Origin of the sequence: Kaustia mangrovi (genome assembly GCF_015482775.1) — a bacterium.
In the GTDB taxonomy this organism is placed as follows: domain Bacteria; phylum Pseudomonadota; class Alphaproteobacteria; order Rhizobiales; family Im1; genus Kaustia; species Kaustia mangrovi.
Genome location: NZ_CP058214.1, coordinates 3,843,818 through 3,867,130, shown reverse-complemented (window position 1 = coordinate 3,867,130; position 23,313 = coordinate 3,843,818). Strand labels below are relative to the sequence as shown.

Here is a 23,313-nt window from a genome sequence, read left to right as displayed (position 1 = left end):
GATGGCAGGCGAGACAGGACGGACATCGGTGAAACGGTCGCGCCGGATCCGCCGGCTCGGCGGGGGGCTCGCCGTCGCGCTCGCCATCCTGGCCGCGGTGCTTGCCGGGCTCGACTGGCTCGACCGCCGCTTCCCGCCGCCGCTGCCGGGCGACGAGCCGGTCTCCCAGCGCGTCGTCGACCGCGATGGCCGGCTCATGCGCGCCTATACCGTGGAGACGGGCCGCTGGCGGCTGCCGGTCGCGCCCGACGCTGTGGACGAGCGCTTCAGGGCGATGCTCGTGGCCTATGAGGACAAGCGGTTCTACGAGCATTTCGGCGTCGATCCGCTGGCGATCCTGCGCGCGGCCGGCCAGCTCGCGCTAAACGGTCGGATCGTGTCGGGCGGCTCGACGCTCACCATGCAGCTCGCCCGCCTGCTCGAGCCGCGCGAGAGCCGGTCCATGACCGCGAAGCTGCGCCAGATGGCGCGTGCGCTGCAGCTCGAGCGGCGCCTCGGCAAGGACGAGATCCTCAAGGCCTATCTCACCCTCGCCCCCTATGGCGGCAATCTGGAAGGCGTGCGGGCCGCATCGCTTGCCTATTTCGGCAAGGAGCCGCGCAGGCTCGCCCCAGCCGAGGCGGCCCTTCTGGTGGCGCTGCCGCAGCTTCCCGAGGCGCGCCGCCCCGACCGCGCGCCGGCTGCGGCGCGGGCCGCGCGCAACCGGGTGCTGGCGCGCATGGCGAAGGCGGGCGTCCTCACGCCGGACGAGGCGGAGGCCGCCGCCATGCCCCCTTGCGCGCGGTGCGCCACGCGCTCCCGGCCCATGCCGCCCATCTCGCCGACGAGGCGCATGCCGCCGACCCGCGCCGCCCCGTCATCCGCTCCACCCTCGACCTCACGCTCCAGTCGCGCCTCGAGGCGCTGGCCGGCGAGGCGGCGGACCGGCTGGGCCCGCGCCTGTCCGTCGCCATGGTGCTGGCCGATCACCGGACGGGCGAGATCCTCGCCCGGGTCGGCTCGGCGGACTATTTCGATCCGGCGCGGGCCGGCCAGATCGACATGACGCGCGCGGTGCGCTCGCCGGGCTCCACCCTCAAGCCCTTCATATACGGCCTCGCCTTCGAGGCGGGGCTCGTCCATCCCGAAACGCTGATCGACGACCGGCCATCGAGCTTCGAGGCCTATCGCCCGCATAATTTCGACCTCACCTATCAGGGCACGGTAACGGTGCGCGAGGCGCTGCAGATGTCGCTCAACGTGCCGGCGGTCGCGCTCCTCGCCGCCGTCGGCCCGGCGCGCCTCATGACCCGGCTGCGCCGCGCGGGCGTCACGCCGCGCCTGCCCGGCCACGAACCGCCGGGGCTCGCCATGGGGCTCGGTGGCGTCGGGCTGACGCTTGAGGAACTCGTGACGCTCTATGCGAGCCTGCCGCGCGGCGGCGCGCCCGTCGCCCTGCACGACCGCCCGGACGCGGCGGCAGCCGGCGCGCCGGCTCCCGTCATGAGCGAGGCCGCCTCATGGTACGTCGCCGACATCCTCGCCGGCACGCCCCCGCCGGACCATGGCCGGCGCGGCATCGTCGCCTACAAGACGGGCACGTCCTACGGTTATCGCGACGCCTGGTCGGTGGGCTTCGACGGCCGCTACGTGCTCGGCGTCTGGGTCGGCCGCGCGGACGGCACGGCCGTTCCCGACCTCACCGGGCGCGGGGCGGCGGCGCCCATCCTGTTCGACGCCTTCTCGCGCATCGCCGAGGCGCCGGCCGCCCTGCCGCCGCGCCCGGCCGGCGCCTATCGGGCGGACACCGCCGCCCTGCCCGCCACGCTGCGCCGGTTCACGCCGCCCGACACGCTGCCCCGGGCCTTCGGCACGGCGGAGGGCCCGCCGGCCATCGTCTATCCGCCGGCCGGCGCCCGCGTCGAGCTCGGCGCCGGCAGCAGGACGCAGGGTCAGCCTCTCGTCCTCAAGATCGAGGAGGGCGTGCCGCCCTTCCGCTGGCTCGCCAATGGCCGGCCGCTTCCCGGCGCCGAGCGTCGGCGGACCGGCCTGTGGAGGCCCGATGGCGCCGGCTTCTCCACCCTCACCGTGATCGACGCCGAGGGGCGTTCCGACAGCGTCACCGTGTTCATAGACTGAAGGCTCCCATGACCGACGAGCGACTGGACATCCGCCCCGGCGTCGCCGCCATCCTGTGCGACCGCGACGGCCGCATCCTCCTCCACAGACGGCGCGCCGGCGGCGGCTGGGCGCCGCTCAGCGGCACGATGGAGCCGGGCGAAGCCGTTCTCGACGCGCTTCACCGGGAGATCGCGGAGGAGACGGCGCTGACCGTGGAGGTCGACCGCTTCGTCGGCGTCTATTCCGATCCCGCGACGCAGATCGTGCACTATCCGGACGGGCGGCGCGTACAGTTCGTCACCTGCCTCTTCGTCTGCCGGCCCGTGGGCGGCACGTTCTCCGGTTCGAGCGAAGGGCTCGACTGGGACTGGTTCGCCCCCGCCCGCCTGCCCGAGCCGCTGACGCCCTATGCGCGGATCTGGCTCGCCGACGGGCTTCGGTCCACAGGCGCTCCCGTCCTTCGTTAGACAAGGCCGGGGAGCCCCGGCTATGAGTATCGGGGGTGGGGGGCGAATCGGTCGGATCGTTCCGCGCAGAAGGGGACCAGACAACCGTGCCGCAGGACAAGACGGACACGCCTGACGCGTCGCCGGCCCCAGCGCTTGCCGCCAGCGGCCTCCTCGACGGCGTGTCGCTCACCGTCGCGCCGGGCGAGATCCATGCCCTGATCGGGCCCGCCGGCGCGGGCAAGAGCGCGGTGATGGAGACCGTTCTCTCCGGCAGGACGCCAAAGGGGGCGTCGGTCGAGATCTTCGGACGACGCCGCGCGAGAGAGCGCATTGGCGGCATGCTCCAGTCGGCCGCCCACGATCCGGACCGAACCGTCGCCGCCACCGTTCGGGCGGTCTCCCGGCTCTATCGCCGCCCGCTCGAGACCGCCGCCGCGCTCGACGCGGTGGGGCTTTCCGACGCCGCGGCCGCGCGCGTGGGCGCCTTGTCGGCCTGCGCGCGGCGCCAGCTCGACTTCGCGCTCGCCCTTGTCGGCAATCCCTCTCTCATGGTCCTCGACGAGCCCTTTGCCGGCCTCGATCCGGAGGTGCGCCGGCGCCTGCGCGAGCTCGTCCGCGCGCTCGGCGACCATGGCCGGGCTGTCCTCGTCGCGACCCAGGACGTCAACGGCATCGAGACCCTCGCCGACCGGGTGACGGTCATCGCGGGCGGGCGCGTGCGCGCAAGCGGCACCCCGGAGGCCCTTCTCGACAGGCTCGGCGACAGCGCGGTCATCGTCTTCACCCTGCCGTCGGCGGACCTGCCGGACCACTTCCCCCAGGGCCTGCGCCCGGTGACGGAGGTCCGGGAGGGCCGCGCGCGGCTGACCGTGCGCAACCCGACGCCCGCTTTGGCCGACCTCGCCAACTGGGCGTTCCGCGAGCAGGTCCCCCTCGCGCGGCTGACCGTGGAGCGCCCCCGGTTCGAGGAGGCCTACCGGTCCATTGTCGAGGCGGCAGAGACGGGGGGCGGCGCACCATGAGACGGCTCATCCATCAGACAGCCCACGAGCTCCACCGCAGCATGAGGCGCCCCGTCGCACTCGCGCTCGAACTCCTGGCACCGGCGGGCCTGCTCGCGCTCCTGGTTGCGGCCTCCGGCGCGCACGGCCCGCAGGGCGCCCTGCTGACGGCCAATCTGGCGGCCCTCGCCATGGCGCTTTGCGCCTATCTCGGCGGTGCCGTTTCCGCGGCGGCGCGGCGCGAGCACGGGCTGCTCCGTTCCTATGCCGGAACGCCGCTGACGCCGGGCCTCTTCGTGCTCGCCCGCCTTCTCGCGACGGCGTTTCTGGCCATGCTCGCCGCCCTCGCGACCGTCGCGGCGGGCGTTCTCGGCTTCGGCGCGCCGCTCGTCCGGGACGGTCTCGGGGACGCCGCCGCCGGGCTCGTCCTTGGCGCACTCGGTTTCTCCGCGCTCGGCCTTGCCGTGGCGGCCCTGGCACGGCGGACCGAGACCGCCCATGCGGTCGGGCTGTGGACGCTGATCGCGGTCGCCGCCGTCACCTGGGGCGCGCGGGCGGCGACACCGCTGACCCCGCACTGGCTCGGCGCCGTCGCCGGCCTCCTGCCGCTCGAGCCGGTCATCAGCCTCATCTCCGCCGCCTTCGGTCCGGCCGCGCCCGCCGCCAGTGCCGTTCTGCCGGGCATGCCGCCGAGCCTCGTCCCCCTGGCGGTCATCGTCCTGTGGGGCCTTGCCGGCGGCGCGGTCGCCCTGACAGCATTCGACTGGCGGCGCAGACGGCCCTGAAGGCACCCCGCCCCCTCAGCGATTGACGAGGAGGCACCCCGTGACCAGCAGTATGGCGCCGGCAAGGCGGGTCCAGAACCGGGCATCCATGGCGAAGGGTTCCGCGGCAAGGTCCACCAGAAGACCCGTCACGAGCTGGGCGGCGATCAGGATGGCGATGGTGGCGGCGGCGCCGATGCGCGCATAACCCGTGACACTTGCGAGGATGAAGACGGTGCCGAGGATCCCGGGAAGCACGAACCACCAGCGCAGGGCGGAAACGGTGTCGGCCGCGAAGGCCGTGCCGTGCCTGGAAAAGCCCACCGCACCGATCAGCACGATTCCGACGAGCGAATTGACCATGAGCGCCGCCCAAGGGCCGGGCGTCGCCGCGGCGACCGCGACCATGAGCCTGTTCTGGAAGACGAGGCCGCAACCGGCAAGGGCGAGCAACGCGATTATCGCACTGGCTGGCACTGTGCGCCTCTTTTGCAGGACAGCATATTGTCCACTATAGTGTCATTATGAATACCATAGTCAACACCACAGACGCGAATCTCGCCGCGCGGCTGCGCCACGAACGCCTGGCGCGCGACTGGTCGATGGCGGAGCTCGCCGAACGCGCCGGCGTCTCGCGCGCGATGATCGCAAAGGTCGAGGCGGGGAAGGCAAGCCCCACGGCGGCGCTGCTGGGCAGGTTGTCCGGCGCGTTCGGCCTGTCGCTGTCCACGCTGCTCGCGCGCGCGGAAGGCTCCGCCGGCCGGCATGTCAGACGGGCGGACCAGCCGGTCTGGAGCGATCCGAAGACGGGCTATGTGCGCCGCGCCGTCTCCGCCCCGAACGCCCGGGGGGCGGAGATCGTTGAGGTCACGCTGCCGCCGGGCGCGCAAATCGCGTTTCCCGCGGCATCATACGCCTTCTTCGTGCAGCAGATGCTCGTCACCGCGGGCGAGCTGAACTTCACCGAGGGCGACGTGGTCCACCGGCTTGCCGAAGGCGACTGGCTGGAGCTCGGCGAGCCGCGCGACTGCGTCTTCGAGACCGCGGGCACACAGCCCTGCACCTATCTGGTGATCCTCGTGAAGAGCTAGAGCACCGTGCGTCCAATCGGGATGCACGGTGCTCCAGGCGGGTCCGGCGCCAGCCGCTGCCGTCAGCTCTCCATGGCGATGCTCTCGCCGAAGATGTAGCGGGTCGGGTGCATCTGGAAGCCCTTGACCTTGTTGTCATAGGCCACATAGAGCGAGCGCCAGAGCGGCTGGGCGATAGGCCCGTCCTCCTGCATGATCTCCTCCAGCTCGGCGAGCACCTCGCGGCGCTCGTCGATATCCAGAATGCCCTCCGCCTTGGTGAGCAGCGCGTCGAACTCCTCATTGGCGTAGTTCGTTTCGTTCCACGGCACGCCAGAGCGATAGGCCAGGCTCAGCGCCATGAAGCCCAGCGGGCGGTGCACCCAGCTCGTGAAGCCGAAGGGCACCTTGGTCCACACCTCCCAGTATTTGGACGAGGGCAGCACGTTGATCTTGACCCGGATGCCGGCCTCCTTCCACTGGGAGACCATGGTTTCGACCGCGGTCAGCTCCCATGAGGGATCGGGCTTGCAGGCGATCTCCAGATCGATGCCGTCGGGATGGCCGGCCTCGGCGAGCAGCGCCTTGGCCTTCTCCACGTCGCGGCCTATGAAGCCGAGCTTTGCGTAGTCGGGATGGATCGGCGAGACGTGGTGATGCTCCGCCGGCGCGCCGAGCCCGCGATGGGCGATCTTCAGGCACTCGTCCTGGTCGATGGCGAGGCGTACGGCCTTGCGCACGCGCGGGTCCTTGAACTGCTCGCGGTCGACCTGCATGCGGGCCACGCCGGTGTCGGCGGTGACCACGTCGTAGATGGTGACGTGATCCATCTCCTCGAACAGCGGAAGCTGCTCGACATTGCCCTCATACATGCCGTGGACCTGCTGCGACGAGATCGCGGCGGCGACGGCGGCCGGATTGTCGCCGAGATCGATGAACTGGATCTCGTCGAGATAGGGCCCCTCGCCGTAATAGGGCTCCTTGCGGGCCTTGAGCACCGCCTTCTCTCCGACGCCGAATTCGACCAGCTCGAAAGCCTCCGTACCGTTCGAGCCGACGCCGAACTTACCGCCCTCCTCCGGATCGACGATGCCGAAGGGATAGTGGAACAGATGCTCGGGAACGGCGACCTGCGGTTCCTTCAGGTTGAGGCGCAGCGTGCGGTCGTCCACGACCTCGATGGCGTTGGCGTCCCACAGCTCGGAGGACATGACGGGGTTGCCGTCCTCGTCCTTCTTGCCGGTGTCGACCTCGTTGAGCATGTAGCCCTTCATGAGGCCGAGCACGGAGGAGCCGGTTTCCGGGTCGAGCACGTGGCGGAAATTCCAGGCGGCATCCTCGGCGGTGAACGGACGGCCGTCGTGCCAGTTCACCTCGCGCATCTTCAGCGTCCAGGTGCGCAGGTCGTCGGAGGCCTCCCAGCTCTCGCACAGATGCGGGCGGGTGACGTTGTCGTGGCCGGTGCGCGTGAGATAGCCGCAGACCTGGCGCAGGATATTGGCGTCGTAGATCCAGGAATAGGTATGCGGATCGTCGATCTTGGGGATTCGCATGGCGACCTTCAGCGTGCCGCCCTTCGGCATCTCCGCGGCGCGCACGGGCGGCGCGAAGGGCTGGCCCGTGATCTTGCCCGCCCACATATAGGCCGCGCCCGCCGACATGCCGAGCAGCGTGGAATAACGCAGGAATCCGCGGCGCGAGAGCCGCCCGTCGGCAAGCTGCCGTTTCAGCCTGGGTATGGCTGGATGCTCATTGTCGGACATAACTCCCTACCTCCCTTTTGCATCGCCGGCGCCATCGCGCGCCATGTCTCGTTCCCCTGACGGCGAGCCTAGCATCCGGGGCAGGCGATGCAAAATCGGGAGGTGTCGGGAGGCCGGGCTGTGCCCGGCCTACTCGATGCCGTCCGGCAGAACCGCCTTCTTCCTGGCGATGAAGTCCTGCAGCGCCTCGTCGACGGCCGGGTCGAGGGCGGGCGCCTCGTAATCCGCAAGCCAGCGCTTGTAGAGCGTGTTGGCGCGCTGGACGGCGTCCTGCGACCCGTCGGCGAGCCACTGCTCGAAGGAATTGTTGTCGGCGATGGTCGAGCGATAGAAGGCGGTCTCGAAATTCGCCTGGGTGTGGGCGCAGCCGAGATAGTGGCTGCCGGGACCGACCTCGCCGATGGCGTCCATCGCCTGGCCGTTCTCGCTGAGATCCACGCCTTCCGCGAAGCGCTGCATCATGGCGAGCTGGTCGCAGTCCATCACGAACTTCTCGTAGGACGAGACGAGCCCGCCCTCCAGCCAGCCGGCCGAATGGAGCGCGAAGTTGACGCCCGCATAGAGCGTGGGGATGAGCGTCTGCGTGCTCTCGTGGGCGGCCTGCGCGTCGGGCACCTTGGAGGCGCACAAGGACCCGCCGGACCGGAACGGCACGCCGAGGCGCCGCGCGAGCTGGGCGGCGCCGTAGAGCACGAGCGACGGCTCCGGCGTGCCGAATGTGGGCGCGCCCGACTGCATGGAGATGGAGCTTGCGAAGGTGCCGAACACCACCGGCGCGCCGGGCCGGCAGAGCTGTGCGAAGGCCATGCCGACGGAGGCCTCCGCGAGGATCTGGGTGAGCGTGCCGGCGACCGTCACCGGCGACATGGCGCCCGACAGGATGAAGGGCGAGACCACGCAGGCCTGGCCGGCGCGGGCATAGACCTTCAGCGCGCCCACCATGGTGGCGTCGAACACCATGGGCGAGTTGACGTTGATCAGGTTGATCAGCACGCAATTGGAGTCGACGAACTGGTCGCCGAAGACAAGCTTCGCCATGGCGACCGAATCGGCGGCGCGGTCGGGATGGGTCACGGACCCCATGAACGGCTTGTCGGAATAGCGCACATGGCTGTAGACCATGTCCAGATGCCGCTTGGCGACCGGCACGTCCACCGGCTCGCACACCGTTCCGCCGGAATGATGGATCGCCGGCGCGGTATAGGCGAGCTTCACGAAGTTCTGGAAATCCTCGAGCCTGGCATAGCGTCGGCCCTCGTCCAGATTGCGCACGAAGGGCGGACCGTAGACCGGCGCGAACACCGTCGCCTTGCCGCCGATCTGCACCGAGCGTTCGGGATTGCGCGCATGCTGGATGAACTCCGCCGGGGCGGTCTTCAGGAGCTCGCGCACGAGCCCGCGCGGGAAGCGCACCCGCGTGCCGTCCACCTCCGCGCCGGCCTCGCGCCACAGGGCGAGCGCCTCTTCGTCGTCGCGGAACTCGATGCCGATCTCCTCGAGCAGCGTGTCGGCATTGCGCTCGATGATGGCGAGGCCTTCCTCGCTCAAGACCTCGTAGAGCGGAATGTTGCGGGTGATGTAGCGCAGATGCGCGGAGCCGCCGGACTGGCGCCGCGCGCGGCGGGCCTCGGCACCTCCCCCGCGCCGGCTGTTGCGGCCCGTGCGGGTCGTGGGAACGTCGTCGTGAACCATATCGCTCATGGCCTCATGTCCTCATCCAACGGACGCCGGTTTCCTGGTTGATACCGCCGTGCCGGGCGGGATGCCGTGCGCGAAAGCGTCGGAACATGGGCTGGAAACGACGCGTCAGCCTGTCGCAGGGCGTCCATGGGGCAAAGGTGTCGTTTTTGCCGGCCGAACCGTCGGGGAAGAGCGGGCCGCCCATCCCTTCCCATCTGCATAAGGGACTGAAAAGGCGGGGCGTTCGCAGCGGCCCGCGCCGTCTTCAATCGCGGCCTATGCCGCCATGGATCGTGAAGGTTCGAAGCGATGGCTGACGTGGTTGTCGTTTTCTGGCGGGACATCCCCGCCCAGGTGATCGTGCGCTCGGGCCGCAAGTGCGAGCGCAGGCAGCTCTCCGACCGGTTCCAGGAGGCCATAGACATGGCCGCCATGCGCGGCGGCGCGGCCGGCACGGACGCCTATCTGGACGAATGGCGCCGGGCCGCGGCGGAGCCCTGCGGCGACGATCTCGCCGCCGAGGCCGACCGCATCGCCGGCACGTTCGAGGCGGCCTTCGACAAGCCCCGCCTGAAAAACCTTGCCGACAATGGCGGCTGGGCGAGGCCGAACTGAGTTCTCGACCAACAAGACCGTAACGTCCCGGCGGGACCGGGCACGAGTTGAGGGATGACTGCCATGACGGAAACGGTGCTGGCTTCGGCCACCAGGGAGATCGCGATCGGCTTCGACCGGCCCTTCTGCGTGATCGGCGAGCGCATCAACCCGACCGGGCGCAAGAAGCTCGCCGAGGAGATGCGCAATGGCGACTATTCGACGGTCGAGCGGGACGCGCTCGCCCAGGTGCAGGCCGGCGCGATCATGCTCGATGTCAATGCCGGCATCCCGCTCGCCGACGAGCCGCGGATCCTGGCGGAGACCATCCGGCTCGTCCAGAGCCTCGTCGACGTGCCGCTGTCGATCGATTCCTCCATCATCGACGCGCTCGAGGCGGGCCTTGCCGCCTATCAGGGCCGCCCGCTGGTCAATTCCGTCACCGGCGAGGACGAGAGCCTGGAGCGCGTGCTTCCGCTCGTGAAGAAGTACGATTGCGCGGTGGTGGCGATCTCCAACGACGAGACCGGCATCTCCGAGGATCCGGATGTGCGCTTCGAGGTCGCCAGGAAGATCGTCAACCGCGCGCAGGATCACGGCATCAAGCCCGCCGATGTGGTGGTCGATCCGCTGGTCATGCCGATCGGCGCCATGGGCACGGCGGGCCGGCAGGTCTTCCACCTGCTGCGCCGGCTCAAGGACGAGCTGAAGGTGAACTCCACCTGCGGCGCCTCCAACGTGTCCTTCGGTCTGCCCAACCGGCGCGCTCTCAACGGGCACTTCCTCTCGATGGCGGCGTCCGCAGGACTTACATCTGCAATCATGAACCCGCTGCACGCGGAGGACATGACCGCGATCATGGCGGCCAATGTGCTCAATGGCGTCGACCGGGACTGTCGCGCCTGGGTGCGCGCCTTCCGCGAGCCCGCCCCGGTCGCCATAGACGGCGCCGGCGGCAGCGAGGCGGACCAGCGCCGCCGGGACCGCGAGAACAGGCGGCGACGGCGCTCCGCCTAGACCGGCACGGGCGAAACAGGCAAGGGATGGCCGCGATGAGCGCACGACAGGACAAGCAGGACGCACTGGTCGTCTTCACCCCGTCGGGCAAGCGCGGCCGGTTCCCGCTCGGCACGCCGCTTCTCCAGGCGGCGCGCACGCTCGGCGTCGATATCGACTCCGTGTGCGGCGGCCGCGCCATTTGCGGGCGCTGCCAGGTCGGCGTTTCGGAAGGCTCGTTTGCCAAGCACGGCATCACCTCCAAGGCCGATCACCTCTCCCCCTTCTCCGTCAACGAGAAGCGCTACGAGTCCAAGCGCGCCAAGCTGAAGGCCGGGCGGCGGCTGTCCTGCCAGGCGACACTCATGGGCGACGTCGTCGTCGACGTGCCCGAGGACTCCCAGGTCCACAAGCAGGTCGTGCGCAAGCGCCCGGAGGCGCGCACCATCGAGCTCGATCCGGTCACGCGGCTCTATTACGTCGTCGTGACCGAGCCCGACATGCACAACCCGTCCGGCGATCTGGAACGGCTCTACGAGGCGCTCTTCGAGCAATGGGGCATCGAGGAGGCCTATACGGACCTGCGCACCCTGCAATATCTGCAGACGGCGCTGCGCGAGGGCGAGTGGCGGGTGACGGTCGCCATGTATCACGGCCATATCCGCTCCTATAACCGCATCGTCGCGGTATGGCCGGGCTTTCACGACAAGATCTACGGCGTCGCCGTCGATGTGGGCTCGACCACCATCGCCGCGCATCTGTGCGACCTCTCCTCCGGCGAGGTGATCGCCTCGCAGGGCCTCATGAACCCGCAGATCCGGTTCGGCGAGGACCTGATGAGCCGGGTCTCCTACGTGATGATGAACCCCGGCGGCGATCAGGAGATGACGACCGCCGTGCACGAGGCGATCAATGTGCTGATCGGCCAGGTGGCGGCGGAGGCGATGATCGACCTCACCGACATCGTGGAAGCCGTCTTCGTCGGCAATCCGATCATGCACCACCTGCTTCTCGGCATCGATCCGACGGAGCTCGGCGGCGCGCCCTTCGCGCTGGCGACCGCCGGCTCCAAGACGCTGTGGGCGAGCGAGCTTTCGCTCACCATGCATCCGGACGCACGCATCTACGTTCTGCCCTGCATCGCCGGCCATGTGGGTGCGGACGCCGCCGCGGTGGTGCTGTCGGAGGGCCCCCATCTCCAGGACGAGAACTGGCTGATCGTCGATGTCGGCACCAATGCGGAGATCGTGCTCGGCAACCGCCACCGGCTGCTCGCCTGCTCCTCGCCCACCGGCCCCGCCTTCGAGGGCGCGCAGATCGCCTCCGGCCAGCGCGCGGCGCCCGGCGCCATCGAACGCATCCGCATCGACCCGGAGACGCTGGAACCGCGCTACAAGATCATCGGCTCGGACCTGTGGTCCGACGAGCCGGGCTTCGAGGAGGCGACGGAGCGCACCGGCATCACGGGCATCTGCGGCTCCGGCATCATCGAGGCGCTGGCGGAGATGTATCTCGCCGGCATCATCTCGCATGAGGGCGTGATCGACGGCGCGCTCGCCGCCAAGACGGGGCGCGTCCAGCCGGACGGGCGCACCTTCTCCTACCTCATCCGCGAGGGCGAGCCGGAGATCCGCATCACCCAGACCGATATCCGCCAGATCCAGCTCGCCAAGGCCGCGCTCCATGCCGGCGCGCAGCTCCTCATGGACCAGATGGAGATCGACCATGTGGACCGGATCACGCTGGCCGGCGCCTTCGGCAGCCATATCGACGTGACCCACGCCATGATCCTCGGCATGATCCCCGACTGCCCGCTCGACAAGGTCGCATCCGCCGGCAACGCGGCGAGCACGGGCGCGCGCATCGCGCTTTTGAACAACAATGCGCGCCGCGAGATCGAGGAGGTGGTCAAGCGCATCGAAAAGATCGAGACCGCCATCGAGCCGCGCTTCCAGGAGCATTTCGTGGCCGCCATGGCCTTCCCGCACAAGACGGCGGCCTACGCCAATCTGAGGCAGGCGGTGAAGCTGCCCCCGCCCAAGCACGTCACCTTCGCGGAAGCCGATGGCCGCACCGCCCGCAAGCGCCGCCGCCGGCCGGCGTGAGGGCCGGGACGGCTTTCGACAGCAGAACTGCCGCATGCGGCCTTTGTCGTTCGTCATCCCCGCGAAAGCGGGGATCCATCAACCACGTCACCAGACATGGATTCCCGCTTTCGCGGGGACGACGAAGAGCAAGCGCAATCAGGTTGCGGAGCCGGGACAGGGGCCGGCAAGGGACGCTGGCACATCGCAGCCCCCCTCAGAAATCCGTCGGTGCGCCGCCTTCCTCGATGCGGCGGGCGACGAAGGCGTCGAGCTCGTCCTTGATGGCGGGGTCGAGGGGCGGCGGCTCGTATTCGGCGAGCGCCTGCTTGAAGACGGCGTTGGCCTTCTGCCAGGCGCGCGGCGAACCGGCCTCTTCCCAGGCCTGGTGGTTGCGCCAGTCGGAGACGAGCGGCGCGTAGAAGGCCGTGCGATAGCGCTCCTGGGTGTGCATGGCGCCGAAGAAATGGCCGCCGGGGCCCACCTCGCGCATGGCGTCGAGGGCGAGCGAGTCCGGATCGACCTCCACGGGCTTGAGGAACTCGCACACCATCTGCAGGAGGTCGACGTCGAGGATGAACTTCTCGAAGGAGGCGACGAGCCCGCCCTCCAGCCAGCCCGCGGCGTGCTTGACGAAATTGCCCCCGCCCATGACCGCGCCCCACAGCGAGAACACCGATTCATAAGCGGCCTGCGCGTCGACCGTATTGGCGGCATTGGTGTTGGAGGTGCGGTAGGGCACCTTGTAGCGTCGCGCCATCTGGCCGCCGATGATCGCCGTCTTCATGTATTCCGGCGTGCCGAAGGCGGGGGCGCCGGACTTCATGTCCACATTGGAGGTGAAGGCGCCGTAGATGAAGGGCGCGCCGGGATTGACGGCCTGGGTGAAGACGAGGCCGGCGAGCGCCTCGGCATTCTGCTCCACCACCGCGCCGGACAGCGTCACCGGTGCCATGGCGCCGGCCAGCGTGAAGGGCGTGAGGCAGACCGGCTGGCCGCGCGCCGACATCTCCATGATGCCGCCGAGCATCGGCGCGTCGAGCCTGAGCGGCGAGGAGGAATTGATGATGGAGACCATGGACGGCTCCATGGCGAACCGCTCCGGGCTCACGCCGCGGGCGATGCGGTAGATCTCCATGCCGTCGCGGATGCGCTCCGAGCCCAGCGAATAGGCGTGGCCCACCTTGTCGGTCAGCGTCACGACATCGCGCAGGCACTCCAGATGCCGGATCGAGGGATGCCGGTCGACGGGCTCGACCGGATAGCCGCCGGTCATGTGGATGACGTTGAAATACTGGGCGAGCCTCAGGAGGTTACGGAAATCCTCCGTGTTCCCGACGCGCCGCCCACGGTCCATGTCGGAGGCATTGGGCGGGCTGGCAATGGCGGAGAACGCGATCCGGTTGCCGCCCATCTCCAGATTGCGCTCCGGATTGCGGGCATGGATCGTGAACCGCTCCGGCGCGGTGGCGATCTTCTCCTCCACCAGCGCCCGGTCGAAGCGGACGCGCTCCGAACCGGGATCGACATCGGCGCCCGCCTCCTTCAGCACCGTTCGCGCCTCCGGCAGCAGGAAATCCACGCCGATCTCCTCCAGCACCTGGAGCGAGGCCGCGTGGATCGCCTCGATCTGGTCCTCCGACAGGAGCGTCATCGGCGGAAACGGAAGATGCGGCTGGCCCCAGGGAAGCTGGGCGAGGCTTGCCGTGCCGCCGCCCTGGCGCGCGGCCCTGCGCGATGCGCGCCCGCCGCGCCCCCGGCGGCCTTCGGGGGTGCGATGCTCGCCCCCGCCGTTCAGCTCGGATGCCATAGACCCACTCCCTCGCCGTCAACGGACCCTTGTCCGCCGTTCTATCACACCCTGCAAAGGCCGTCCCCTCCCCGTCTTGACAGTCAGGGCCCGGACGGGTGGCATGGGACACGTGATCGCAACGGAGCGAGGAGCGATGAGCGACGGTCAGGTCAAGAACGGGTCGTGCCTGTGCGGGGCGGTGCGGTTTACCGTCCGCGAGCCCCTGCGGCCCGTGGTCTACTGCCACTGCCATCAATGCCGCAAGCAGACCGGGCACTACATGGCCGCGACCTCCGCCCCGCTCGGCCGCTTCGTGATCATCGAGGACAGGGGCCTGAGATGGTACCGGGCGAGCGAGGCGGCCCGGCGCGGCTTCTGCTCGCTATGCGGCTCCACGCTCTTCTGGCACGCCGACGGCGCGGACCGGATCTCCATCGCCGCCGGCGCCATCGACGGCGAGACGGGCATCCGGGGCGAGGGCCACATCTTCTGCGCCGACAAGGGCGACTATTACGAGATCGCCGACGGCGACTATCGCTGGGAGGAGGATGGCCGGCCGGAGCGCGCGCCCATGAAGCCCGAAAGGTCGCCATAGCCGGTGAACCGGTACTCGTAGGCAAGCCCCAGACGCTCGGCGGCCTCCTGCGCCTTTTCCCGAAGCGTCTCGTCGTCCGTCTGCGCGAGATAGACGATCTTCTCGTAATTGCCGAAATAGAGCGGCAGGAGCTCCGGATGCCGGTCGATGCCGAGCCCCTCGATGATGAGCTTGTCGAAATGCCGGCAGAGATAGTCGGTGAGGAAGAAGCTCGTGCAGTCCTCCGCCTCGCGCTCCGCGAAGGCCTCGTTGCCGGAGAAGAAGGAATAGCAGTGCGGTCCGCCGATCCGCTCCACGCCCTCCTCGGCGAGCACGCGGTCGAGCTTGCCGCCCGTGCCGCAATCGCCATAGAGCACGTAGATCGCGCTGTAGCGGCCGCGCGCGGCGCGGATCTTCGCACGCACCGCCTCGGGGATGAGGGCCGGCGTGTTGTGCCACTTGGCCGGCAGGCAGGAGACGTCGAAATGCCGCCAGTCGTTGAGCTCGATGAGATCGACGATCTCGCGCGCCAGCGCCCCACAGGCGATCAACAGCACATCGCCGCGGCCGCGCTTGAAGTCCTGGGCTTGTGACGGCGCGAGATCCATGGATGTCATATAAGCATTGCCCGGTCCCTTGCGAAACGCCGGCGGCGACGGGATGTCGCCCGAAAACGCACCGGGCACCCGTGGCAGGCTATGCCGGAGCGCTTGCCCCGCACTGGCACAAACTGCCATTGTCGCCCGCGATTCGGTAGAAAGCCCCAGCCGGCGGCGGGCATACTGGCGGGCCGGAACAGGCCCATATGGACGGAGAGACACGGCATGAAGCTCACCGACTTCAAGGTTCTCACATTCGACTGCTACGGCACGCTGATCGACTGGGAAAGCGGGATGGTGGAGAACCTGAAACCGCTGACCGACCGGCTCGAGACCGCGCCGACGCGCAACGAGATCCTCGAGGCCCACGCCCGCCACGAGAGCTCCCAGCAGCGCCAGACCCCGGCGCTCGCCTATCACCGGCTGCTCGCCATCGTCTACAGGCGGATCGCGGAGGAATGGGGCCTGGAAGTGCCGTGGGAGGAATGCCTGACCTATGGCCGCTCGGTGAAGAACTGGCCGGCCTTTCCCGATTCTGCTGAGGCGCTGAGCTATCTCAAGCAGCACTACAAGCTCGTCATCCTGTCCAATGTGGACAATGACAGCTTCATGGGCAGCAACGAGAAGCTCGGCGTGACCTTCGACGCGGTCTACACCGCCGAGGATGTCGGCTCCTACAAGCCGTCGGACCGCAATTTCGACTACATGCTGGACAAGCTCTCCACGCTCGGCGTCGAGAAGGGGGACATCCTGCACACCGCGGAAAGCCTGTTCCACGACCACGAGCCGGGCAACCGGGCGGGGCTCGCCTCCTGCTGGATCTACCGCCGCCACGACCAGGAGGGTTTCGGCGCCACCATGACGCCCGGCGCCATGCCGCGCTACGACTTCCGCTTCACCAGCATGGCCGAACTCGCCGACGCCCACCGCGCGGAGCTGGCGGCGTCGAAGACGAGGTGACGGGATAGCCCGCTGCACTGCGGTATCGCCTGACGTCTGAGAAAGACAGCCCACCCCGGTTTTCGCCCGGGATGGGCTGTCGTCATTTCGTATGCGCGTCCGCCCGGGAGCCGACAGGCCCGGGGCGACGTCCGCGCTCGAGCGTCCGCCTCAGGCCGAGGCGGCCGCCTTGCTCTGGTTGTGCCGGCGCGCGATCAGGTCCTTGGCCATCTCCACCGCGACGGCGGCATCGCGGCAATAGCCGTCAGCGCCGATGGCGTCGGCGAATTCCTCGTTGAGCGGCGCGCCGCCGACCAGAACGATGAAGTCGTCGCGCACGCCCTTCTCCTTCATGGCGTCGATCACGACCTTCATGTAGGGCATGGTCGTGGTCAGGAGCGCCGACATGCCGAGAATGTCCGGCTGGTGCTCCTCGATGGCTTCAAGATAGTTCTCGACCGGATTGTTGATGCCGAGATCGATCACCTCGAAGCCCGCGCCCTCCATCATCATGGAGACGAGGTTCTTGCCGATGTCGTGAATGTCGCCCTTCACCGTGCCGATGACCATCTTGCCGACCTTGGGCGCGCCCGTCTCGGCAAGCAGCGGGCGCAGGATCGACATGCCCGCCTTCATGGAATTGGCCGCAAGCAGCACTTCCGGCACGAACAGGATACCGTCGCGGAAGTCGATGCCGACGATGCGCATACCCTCCACCAGCGCCTCGGTGAGAACCTTGTAGGGCGCCCAGCCGCGCTCGAGCAGAATGTTCACGCCCTCCTCGACCTCCTCCTTGAGGCCGTCATAGAGGTCGTCGTGCATCTGCTGGACGAGCTCTTCGTCGTTCAGGGACCGGAGATCGAGTTCCTCTTCGCTCATCACTGCTCTCCAACTGTACAGGCCGGCATCGGCGTCATGCGAAACCGGATCGTGAACCGCACGCTACGCGCAACTGCCCGAATTCCCCACCGCATCAGCGACGTGAACGGGTGCGAAATCGACATCAAGCCCCCTCCCCCGTGCCGGAACGACTGGTCCTGCACGTTTTCCCGACAGGTCGATCAGTGAACGGAGACGATCCTAACCCGAAAAGGTATGAGGCTTGAACCCCCACCTCCGGTTTCGGCCTCACCGTGCCGGCGAGCGCGCGGGGCGCCGCCTCCGCCGCTCGCCGCCGGCGCGCGATGGCGGGGCCTCGCCGCGCGACAGGGCGGAGACCTCGCCGAGCCGTTCCACGATCGTCTCCACGCTCGGGCGCGGGCCGCGCTCATGGGCGCTGAGGGCTGCGTGCATGGCGGCGAGATGCTCCGGCGAGGTGCCGCAGCACCCGCCGATGATGCGCGCCCCGGCATCGAGGGCCAGCCGCGCATAGTCGGCCATCACCTCCGGCGTTCCCGTATAGTGGACATGGCCGTCCACATATCGGGGAATGCCGCAATTGCCCTTCGCCACGACCACCGCGCCCGGCGCGGCGGCGGCGATGGCGAGCACGGCGACGACGAGCTCGGCCGCCCCCGTGCCGCAATTGGCGCCGATGGCGGCGGGTACGGGCTCGAGCCCTGAGGCGATGCCGGCGAAATCCTCCGGCGTGAGCCCCATCATGGTGCGCCCGTTGGTGTCGAAGCTCATGGTGACGACGATAGGAAGCCCGGCCACCGCCGCGCCCGAGACCGCCGCGCGAAGCTCCTCGCACGAGGAGATCGTCTCGATCCACAGAAGGTCGGCGCCGCCATCGGCAAGCGCCTGCGCCTGTTCGGCGAAGGCGGCCGCGCCGTCGGCCTCGTCGAGCGGACCGACGGGCGCGTAGATCTCGCCGGTCGGCCCCATGGAGCCCGCCACCAGAACCGGCCGGTCGACGGCATCGGCCTCTGCCCGGGCATTGCGGGCCGCGGCACCGTTGAGCTCGGCCACGCGATCCTCCGCCGCATGGAGCTTGAGGCGATAGCGGTTGCAGCCGAAGCTGTTGGTCAGGACGATGTCCGAGCCAGCCGCGATGAAAGAGCGATGGAGCGAGCGCACGCGGTCGGGATGGTCGATATTCCACAATTCCGGCGCATCGCCGGACTGAAGCCCCATGTGGAAATAATTCGTTCCCGTGGCCCCGTCGGCCAGGAGCCAGTCGCGTTCGGCAAGGAGTTCGTGGAATCTGGACATGGGGCAGATCCGCCATTCATGGATGCCTGTTCGTCCCCCGCCCATATCATATCCCGCAGTCGGCGGCACGCGGGGATCGCTCGGGGCCCGCCTGGACTCACGGGAATGCCCAAGCTGCCCCTAGACCGCTCCCGGTTTTGGAGCTACCACGATGCCACGGGAGGCCGATGGAGCCGGGGCCTGCCGTACCTGGTGGGTTTCAGGAGACAAATCATGCTGATTGGGGTTCCCAAGGAAATCAAGACACACGAATACCGTGTCGGTCTCACGCCGACGAGCGTGAGGGAGGCGACGGCCCATGGCCACGGGGTCATTGTGGAGACCCATGCCGGCGAAGGCATCGGGGCGAGCGACGAGGACTACCGGGCCGCAGGCGCGGAGATCGTGGGCTCCGCCGACGACGTGTTCGCGCGCGCCGAAATGGTGGTGAAGGTGAAGGAGCCGCAGGCGGTCGAGCGCAAGAAGCTAAAGGACGGCCAGATCCTCTTCACCTATCTGCATCTCGCGCCCGATCCCGACCAGACGCACGATCTCGTCGAGAGCGGCGCGGTCTGCATCGCCTACGAGACGGTCACCGGCCCCTATGGCGGGCTGCCGCTCCTGGCGCCGATGTCGCAGGTCGCCGGCCGCATGTCGGTGCAGGCGGGCGCGCATTGCCTGGAGAAGGAACAGGGCGGCCTCGGCCTGCTGCTCGGCGGCGTGCCGGGCGTTCCCCCGGCACGGGTCGTGATCGTCGGCGGCGGCGTGGTCGGCCAGCATGCCGCGGTGATCGCCACGGGCATGTGCGCGGAGGTCACCATACTGGAGAAGAACGACCACACCATGCAGATGCTCGACGCCCGGTTCGGGCCCCGGGTGAAGACGGTCTTCTCCACGCGCACGAGCGTGGAGGAGGAAATCGGCCAGGCCGATCTCGTGATCGGCGCGGTGCTGATCCCCGGTGCGGCGGCGCCGAAGCTGGTCTCGCGCGAGATGGTCGCCGGCATGAAGCAGGGCTCGGTGATCGTCGATGTCGCCATCGATCAGGGCGGCTGCGCGGAAACCTCGCACGCCACGACCCATGCCGACCCGACCTATATCGTCGACGGCGTGGTCCATTACTGCGTGGCCAACATGCCCGGCGCGGTCGCGCGCACTTCCGCCATCGCGCTCAACAACGTCACCCTGCCCTACGTGCTCAAGCTCGCCGACAAGGGCTACAAGCAGGCGCTCGCGGAGGATCCCCATCTGCTCGCGGGCCTCAATGTCTATCGCGGCCGGATCACCTACAAGGCGGTCGCAGAGGGCCTCGGCTACGACTTCATCGAGCCGGGAACCGCACTGGCGGCGTAGGCATTACGATTTAGCCCGCTTCCCTGCCGCAGGGAGGCGGGCGTCCTTCTATGCTCCAGGTGGGGCGATGCTGCTGGTTCGGACCATGCGGCGTCACTGCTTCCCCGCTCCTTCTCCGTCATTCCCGCGAAAGCGGGAATCCACGAAGCGTATCGGAGGCATGGATTCCCGCTTTCGCGGGAATGACGAATGACAATCGCCGCATGCGATCGGGACTGCCAGCCGGTTGCCGGATCAGGTCCCGAGACGATATCCAGGCGAATGGCGCCAACCGATACCTGCCACATGCGGTTACCCTGTGCTCGAGATGGGCATCCGCGTCGCGATCCACCCCAACCCGCTTGCGCTTGCGCTTTCGCCTCGGCACGGCGAAGATGGGGCGGTTGCAACCGTTCCATCCATCTGGTTCCACCGGCGAGACATGCCCCATATCGACCTGCCTGACGGCGACAGGCTCCATTACGACGTGGACGGGTCCGGTCCGCCGCTGCTGCTCGTCTCGGGCCTCGGCGGCATCGCCGACTTCTGGGCTCCCCATGTGGGCACGCTGGCCCGGCGTTTTACCGTCGTCACCCACGACCATCGCGGCACGGGCCGGTCCAGCCTGCCGCATTTCGACTATTCCGTGGAGCAGATGGCCGGCGACGTGCTCGCCCTCATGGACGGACTCGGCATCGAGCGCGCCGATCTCGTCGGCCACTCGACCGGCGGCGCCATCGGCCAGGTGATTGCCATCGAACGGCCCGAGCGGCTGAACAGGCTGGTGATCTCGGCGAGCTGGCCGGGCTTCGACGCCTATTTCGACATGCTGTTCGACATGCGCTCGAAGGTGCTCAGGACGCTTGGCGCGGAGGACTATCTGCGCCAGTCCGCGCTGTTCATGAAGACGCCAGACTGGCTGTCCTCGCACCCGGAAGAGGCGCAGGCGCCCGCCCCCGATTTCGTGCGCCTCATGGTGCCCGATCCCGAATGCACGCTGAGGCGGATCGCCGCCATCCGCGCCTTCGACCGGCGGTCGGACCTCCACCGCATCGCCACGCCGACGCTCGTCGGCGGTGCGGAGCTCGACATGATCACGCCGGTCCACCTGTCCCGCGAGCTCGCCAGCCTCATTCCCGGCGCCGAGCTCGACATCGTCCCCGGCGCGGGCCATTTCTATCCGCTGACCCACGGCCAGGCCTTCCTCGACCAGATCGACCGCTTTCTTGCGACCGGCTGATCCCGGCCGTCCGGGCGCCGCCGAATCCTCACGAAGATGTGACGCGACGGTGATCCGGCGGGGCTTTTCGTCTCGGTTAGACTTGGCCGCGACATGGGACCCGCAAGGACACCGAGGCGATGACGATGCGGACAGACTGGTCGCAAGTGCCGCGCGAACGGCTGGAGGCGATGGAGGCCGCGGGCGCGGAGATCAAGGAGTGCTATCGCCTGCTGGAGAAGGCGGGCACCAATGTGGTCGGCCAGTGCCTCGCCCATCAGGGCACGTTCTACGAGCTCGACCACTACCCCAAGGGCGACGTCTATGACGGCGAGTTCCACGCCCAGTATTACTACCACGCCCACCGCGCGGAGGCCGGCGAGCACGGCCATTTCCATACATTCCTGAGGGCCTCCGGCATGCCCGAGGGCGTCGCGCCGGTCGCCTATGACGGCGAGGCGGAGCGGCCGGAAGGCGAGGATGCGCTCGCCCATTTCGTGGCCATCTCGATGAACGCGCCAGGCTTCCCCGTCGGCCTGTTCACCACCAATCGCTGGGTGACCGACGAGACCTTCTATCCGGCCGGCGACGTGATCGCCATGCTCGACCGCTTCAGGGTGGACCACACCTATCCCTGCCTTGCGGTGAACCGGTGGATCACAGCCATGTTCGTGTTGTTCCGCCCGCAGATCGAGGCCCTGCTGCACGAGCGCGACCGCACGATTGCGGCCCATGCCGCGCGCCATCCCGACCGCGACGTCTACGAGGACCGCGCGCTCGAGATCGCCTCGATCGCCGAGATCGATGTCGACCGGCAGATTGCGGATGTCCGCCGGGCGCTTGCCCGCCGCAACCGCGCGGCCTGACACCGCTGTCTTTCACGCCAAAGTGAAGCCCGGCTGATCGCCAGTTGATTTGCCCAACCCTGCCCTCAGCGCGCCTACTTGGGGCCTGGATTGCGGGTGCCGCGACCGGTGCCCGTGGAAACCTGAACGACAAGCAGGAGGGTTTGTCATGAACATCGTGCAAGGCGCCTCGCTCGCCGCGGCCATCGGCCTTCTGGCCGGCACCGCCGCCTTCGCCCCGGCCGGCGCGCAGGAGGCGAAGGTCATCACGCTCACCCAGACCGGCTGCCAGTTCGTGGAATCGGAGAACGGCGTCGATCTCGGCTACAAGCCGGAATCGGCGGAGGACTGCAAGAAGATCAACGCCGAAACCGGCGCGGATCGCCTCAAGGAGGCCGGTGCCCTCACATTGGAGCCCGGCAAGTACATCTTCCGCGTGACCAACAAGAACGTGCCCTACGAGCTCGGCTTCTGGCTGCGCGAGAGCGACTACAACCCCAGCAATCCGCTGCACAAGCTGTCGAAGACCAGCGTGTCCGGCGGCGGGCTGGAGCCGGGCGTGACGCATGACTACGAGGTCACCCTCGAGGAGGGTACGGACTATGTCTACTCCTGCCCCCTCAACCCGACGCCCGACTACAGGATCGTCGTTCAGTGAGCGCGTGAGGGGGGCACCGCTCCCCCTCACAGCGAAGTGATGGGCCGGTGAGGCCCTTGTGACCCCCGCCCTTCGCGCCGCTTGCTAGGCTCGACAGCGTTGACCAAACCCCGGTGGCCCGACGGACAACAAAGAGATCGCCGGGCCGCCGCCAGATCCCCGGGAGGGACATGATGAAGACCCGCAAGACCGCACTTCTCTCGACCGCCGCCGCGCTGCCACTGGCTCTCGGGCTCGCGGCCGGCCCGGCCATCGCCGCTGTGCCCGCCGACACGGGCGCGCCGGGCATCGCACAGAACGCCCCGGCCAATCCGTCGGCGGAGCCGCGCATGCGCCTGGCCTCCTGCAATCCGTGCAATCCGTGTGCGGGCAACGCCGCGGCCAACCCGTGCAACCCCTGCGCGACCAAGAAGCCGTGCAACCCCTGCGCAGCGGCCAATCCCTGCAACCCGTGCAATCCTTGCGCGGCCAAGAACCCGTGCAACCCCTGCGCGGCCACCAACTGACGGTCTCCGACCCGAACGAGACCGGCAACAAGCCCTCCCCGGCCCCATGGCCCGGGAGGGCCTTTTCCTTGTAGCCCGCCCCGCACAGCCCCTGGGCTCCCGCCTTCGCGGGAGCGAGCGGGAGGCGATGCAGGCCGGTCCTGCCTCCTGACCGCTCATGCCCGCGAAGGCGGGCATCCATCCGGCGTTTCCACCTACAGCAACGGCCCTTTTGG

Annotated in this window: 21 protein-coding genes and 1 pseudogene; 15 read left to right on the top strand and 7 right to left on the bottom strand. The window is 68.7% G+C overall.

The features are described 5' to 3' along the window. Position 1 precedes the first annotated feature (1 nt). The 4 genes and pseudogenes from pbpC (at position 2) to HW532_RS18150 (ending at position 4,335) form a co-directional block, all read left to right on the top strand. Positions 2-2,118 (top strand): annotated as a pseudogene (gene pbpC / locus HW532_RS18165) (penicillin-binding protein 1C). 8 nt (positions 2,119-2,126) lie between these two features. Further along, a complete protein-coding gene (locus HW532_RS18160) occupies positions 2,127-2,567 on the top strand; it encodes an NUDIX domain-containing protein (protein WP_213161815.1) in 441 nt (146 codons plus the stop codon). An 86-nt stretch (positions 2,568-2,653) separates the two neighbouring features. Next, positions 2,654-3,571 carry an ATP-binding cassette domain-containing protein gene (locus HW532_RS18155; RefSeq protein ID WP_213161814.1) on the top strand — a complete coding sequence of 306 codons (918 nt, stop codon included), beginning with the start codon at positions 2,654-2,656 and terminating at the stop codon, positions 3,569-3,571. After that, positions 3,568-4,335: an ABC transporter permease gene (locus HW532_RS18150; RefSeq protein ID WP_213161813.1), complete on the top strand. Its 768-nt coding sequence runs from the start codon at positions 3,568-3,570 to the stop codon at positions 4,333-4,335. Before HW532_RS18155 ends, HW532_RS18150 begins: the two co-directional genes overlap by 4 nt. Before the next feature lie 15 nt (positions 4,336-4,350). Here HW532_RS18150 and HW532_RS18145 read toward each other — a convergent pair whose 3' ends face one another. Beyond that, on the bottom strand, positions 4,351-4,791 hold the full coding sequence (locus HW532_RS18145) for a DMT family transporter (protein ID WP_213161812.1): 441 nt from the start codon (positions 4,789-4,791) through the stop codon (positions 4,351-4,353). Between the two features lie 47 nt (positions 4,792-4,838). Between HW532_RS18145 and HW532_RS18140 the strand changes: the two genes are divergently transcribed. Further along, on the top strand, positions 4,839-5,405 hold the full coding sequence (locus tag HW532_RS18140) for an XRE family transcriptional regulator (RefSeq protein WP_213161811.1): 567 nt from the start codon (positions 4,839-4,841) through the stop codon (positions 5,403-5,405). 62 nt (positions 5,406-5,467) lie between these two features. On the opposite strand, the gene HW532_RS18135 is transcribed toward HW532_RS18140, so the two are convergent. Together HW532_RS18135 and HW532_RS18130 are read right to left on the bottom strand one after the other, a co-directional pair. Next, on the bottom strand, positions 5,468-7,147 hold the full coding sequence (locus HW532_RS18135; RefSeq protein WP_213161810.1) for an ABC transporter substrate-binding protein: 1,680 nt from the start codon (positions 7,145-7,147) through the stop codon (positions 5,468-5,470). A gap of 129 nt (positions 7,148-7,276) precedes the next feature. Continuing rightward, the gene (locus HW532_RS18130) at positions 7,277-8,848 is read right to left on the bottom strand and encodes a trimethylamine methyltransferase family protein (protein WP_213161809.1); all 1,572 of its coding nucleotides are present in this window, start codon (positions 8,846-8,848) and stop codon (positions 7,277-7,279) included. 288 nt (positions 8,849-9,136) lie between these two features. Between HW532_RS18130 and HW532_RS18125 the strand changes: the two genes are divergently transcribed. The 3 genes from HW532_RS18125 to HW532_RS18115 are packed head-to-tail and all read left to right on the top strand — an operon-like array spanning position 9,137 to position 12,522. Then, positions 9,137-9,442: a virulence factor gene (locus HW532_RS18125; protein ID WP_213161808.1), complete on the top strand. Its 306-nt coding sequence runs from the start codon at positions 9,137-9,139 to the stop codon at positions 9,440-9,442. Positions 9,443-9,496: 54 nt separating this feature from the next. After that, entirely contained in the window at positions 9,497-10,438 is a 942-nt protein-coding gene (locus HW532_RS18120; RefSeq protein ID WP_425491890.1) for a dihydropteroate synthase, read from the top strand. Between the two features lie 35 nt (positions 10,439-10,473). Then, the gene (locus tag HW532_RS18115) at positions 10,474-12,522 is read left to right on the top strand and encodes an ASKHA domain-containing protein (protein WP_213161807.1); all 2,049 of its coding nucleotides are present in this window, start codon (positions 10,474-10,476) and stop codon (positions 12,520-12,522) included. Between the two features lie 196 nt (positions 12,523-12,718). On the opposite strand, the gene HW532_RS18110 is transcribed toward HW532_RS18115, so the two are convergent. Continuing rightward, the gene (locus tag HW532_RS18110) at positions 12,719-14,311 is read right to left on the bottom strand and encodes a trimethylamine methyltransferase family protein (RefSeq protein ID WP_213161806.1); all 1,593 of its coding nucleotides are present in this window, start codon (positions 14,309-14,311) and stop codon (positions 12,719-12,721) included. Positions 14,312-14,447: 136 nt separating this feature from the next. On the opposite strand from HW532_RS18110, the gene HW532_RS18105 reads away from it, so the two are divergent. Beyond that, on the top strand, positions 14,448-14,888 hold the full coding sequence (locus tag HW532_RS18105; protein ID WP_213161805.1) for a GFA family protein: 441 nt from the start codon (positions 14,448-14,450) through the stop codon (positions 14,886-14,888). On the opposite strand, the gene HW532_RS18100 is transcribed toward HW532_RS18105, so the two are convergent. After that, a complete protein-coding gene (locus HW532_RS18100) occupies positions 14,825-15,475 on the bottom strand; it encodes a DUF1638 domain-containing protein (RefSeq protein WP_213164636.1) in 651 nt (216 codons plus the stop codon). The two genes, HW532_RS18105 and HW532_RS18100, sit on opposite strands and share 64 nt — an antisense overlap. A gap of 216 nt (positions 15,476-15,691) precedes the next feature. Between HW532_RS18100 and HW532_RS18095 the strand changes: the two genes are divergently transcribed. After that, the gene (locus HW532_RS18095) at positions 15,692-16,426 is read left to right on the top strand and encodes a haloacid dehalogenase type II (protein ID WP_213161804.1); all 735 of its coding nucleotides are present in this window, start codon (positions 15,692-15,694) and stop codon (positions 16,424-16,426) included. A 150-nt stretch (positions 16,427-16,576) separates the two neighbouring features. Here HW532_RS18095 and HW532_RS18090 read toward each other — a convergent pair whose 3' ends face one another. Together HW532_RS18090 and bmt are read right to left on the bottom strand one after the other, a co-directional pair. Next, positions 16,577-17,284: a corrinoid protein gene (locus tag HW532_RS18090; RefSeq protein WP_213161803.1), complete on the bottom strand. Its 708-nt coding sequence runs from the start codon at positions 17,282-17,284 to the stop codon at positions 16,577-16,579. 249 nt (positions 17,285-17,533) lie between these two features. Further along, positions 17,534-18,559, bottom strand: coding sequence for a betaine--homocysteine S-methyltransferase (gene bmt / locus HW532_RS18085; RefSeq protein WP_213161802.1), 1,026 nt, complete (start codon positions 18,557-18,559; stop codon positions 17,534-17,536). 213 nt (positions 18,560-18,772) lie between these two features. On the opposite strand from bmt, the gene ald reads away from it, so the two are divergent. The 5 genes from ald to HW532_RS18060 all read left to right on the top strand — a co-directional run bounded on the left by ald (position 18,773) and on the right by HW532_RS18060 (position 23,098). After that, positions 18,773-19,891 carry an alanine dehydrogenase gene (gene ald / locus HW532_RS18080; RefSeq protein WP_213161801.1) on the top strand — a complete coding sequence of 373 codons (1,119 nt, stop codon included), beginning with the start codon at positions 18,773-18,775 and terminating at the stop codon, positions 19,889-19,891. 421 nt (positions 19,892-20,312) lie between these two features. Beyond that, positions 20,313-21,110: an alpha/beta fold hydrolase gene (locus tag HW532_RS18075; RefSeq protein WP_213161800.1), complete on the top strand. Its 798-nt coding sequence runs from the start codon at positions 20,313-20,315 to the stop codon at positions 21,108-21,110. Positions 21,111-21,229: 119 nt separating this feature from the next. Further along, positions 21,230-21,955, top strand: coding sequence for a DUF6969 family protein (locus HW532_RS18070; protein ID WP_213161799.1), 726 nt, complete (start codon positions 21,230-21,232; stop codon positions 21,953-21,955). 148 nt (positions 21,956-22,103) lie between these two features. Next, the gene (locus HW532_RS18065) at positions 22,104-22,592 is read left to right on the top strand and encodes a hypothetical protein (RefSeq protein ID WP_213161798.1); all 489 of its coding nucleotides are present in this window, start codon (positions 22,104-22,106) and stop codon (positions 22,590-22,592) included. A gap of 170 nt (positions 22,593-22,762) precedes the next feature. Then, positions 22,763-23,098: a hypothetical protein gene (locus HW532_RS18060; protein ID WP_213164697.1), complete on the top strand. Its 336-nt coding sequence runs from the start codon at positions 22,763-22,765 to the stop codon at positions 23,096-23,098. The last annotated feature ends 215 nt before the right edge of the window (positions 23,099-23,313 follow it).

What these genes read in the sequence shown, in the direction of transcription:
- HW532_RS18160 (WP_213161815.1), top strand. Translation starts at nt 2,127, where the DNA reads ATGACCGACGAGCGACTGGACATCCGCCCCGGCGTCGCCGCCATCCTG.
- HW532_RS18150 (WP_213161813.1), top strand. Translation starts at nt 3,568, where the DNA reads ATGAGACGGCTCATCCATCAGACAGCCCACGAGCTCCACCGCAGCATG.
- HW532_RS18140 (WP_213161811.1), top strand. Translation starts at nt 4,839, where the DNA reads ATGAATACCATAGTCAACACCACAGACGCGAATCTCGCCGCGCGGCTG.
- HW532_RS18135 (WP_213161810.1), bottom strand. Translation starts at nt 7,147, where the DNA reads ATGTCCGACAATGAGCATCCAGCCATACCCAGGCTGAAACGGCAGCTT.
- HW532_RS18130 (WP_213161809.1), bottom strand. Translation starts at nt 8,848, where the DNA reads ATGAGCGATATGGTTCACGACGACGTTCCCACGACCCGCACGGGCCGC.
- HW532_RS18125 (WP_213161808.1), top strand. Translation starts at nt 9,137, where the DNA reads ATGGCTGACGTGGTTGTCGTTTTCTGGCGGGACATCCCCGCCCAGGTG.
- HW532_RS18120 (WP_425491890.1), top strand. Translation starts at nt 9,497, where the DNA reads ATGACTGCCATGACGGAAACGGTGCTGGCTTCGGCCACCAGGGAGATC.
- HW532_RS18115 (WP_213161807.1), top strand. Translation starts at nt 10,474, where the DNA reads ATGAGCGCACGACAGGACAAGCAGGACGCACTGGTCGTCTTCACCCCG.
- HW532_RS18110 (WP_213161806.1), bottom strand. Translation starts at nt 14,311, where the DNA reads ATGGCATCCGAGCTGAACGGCGGGGGCGAGCATCGCACCCCCGAAGGC.
- HW532_RS18105 (WP_213161805.1), top strand. Translation starts at nt 14,448, where the DNA reads ATGAGCGACGGTCAGGTCAAGAACGGGTCGTGCCTGTGCGGGGCGGTG.
- HW532_RS18100 (WP_213164636.1), bottom strand. Translation starts at nt 15,475, where the DNA reads ATGGATCTCGCGCCGTCACAAGCCCAGGACTTCAAGCGCGGCCGCGGC.
- HW532_RS18095 (WP_213161804.1), top strand. Translation starts at nt 15,692, where the DNA reads ATGAAGCTCACCGACTTCAAGGTTCTCACATTCGACTGCTACGGCACG.
- HW532_RS18090 (WP_213161803.1), bottom strand. Translation starts at nt 17,284, where the DNA reads ATGAGCGAAGAGGAACTCGATCTCCGGTCCCTGAACGACGAAGAGCTC.
- bmt (WP_213161802.1), bottom strand. Translation starts at nt 18,559, where the DNA reads ATGTCCAGATTCCACGAACTCCTTGCCGAACGCGACTGGCTCCTGGCC.
- ald (WP_213161801.1), top strand. Translation starts at nt 18,773, where the DNA reads ATGCTGATTGGGGTTCCCAAGGAAATCAAGACACACGAATACCGTGTC.
- HW532_RS18075 (WP_213161800.1), top strand. Translation starts at nt 20,313, where the DNA reads ATGCCCCATATCGACCTGCCTGACGGCGACAGGCTCCATTACGACGTG.
- HW532_RS18070 (WP_213161799.1), top strand. Translation starts at nt 21,230, where the DNA reads ATGACGATGCGGACAGACTGGTCGCAAGTGCCGCGCGAACGGCTGGAG.
- HW532_RS18065 (WP_213161798.1), top strand. Translation starts at nt 22,104, where the DNA reads ATGAACATCGTGCAAGGCGCCTCGCTCGCCGCGGCCATCGGCCTTCTG.
- HW532_RS18060 (WP_213164697.1), top strand. Translation starts at nt 22,763, where the DNA reads ATGATGAAGACCCGCAAGACCGCACTTCTCTCGACCGCCGCCGCGCTG.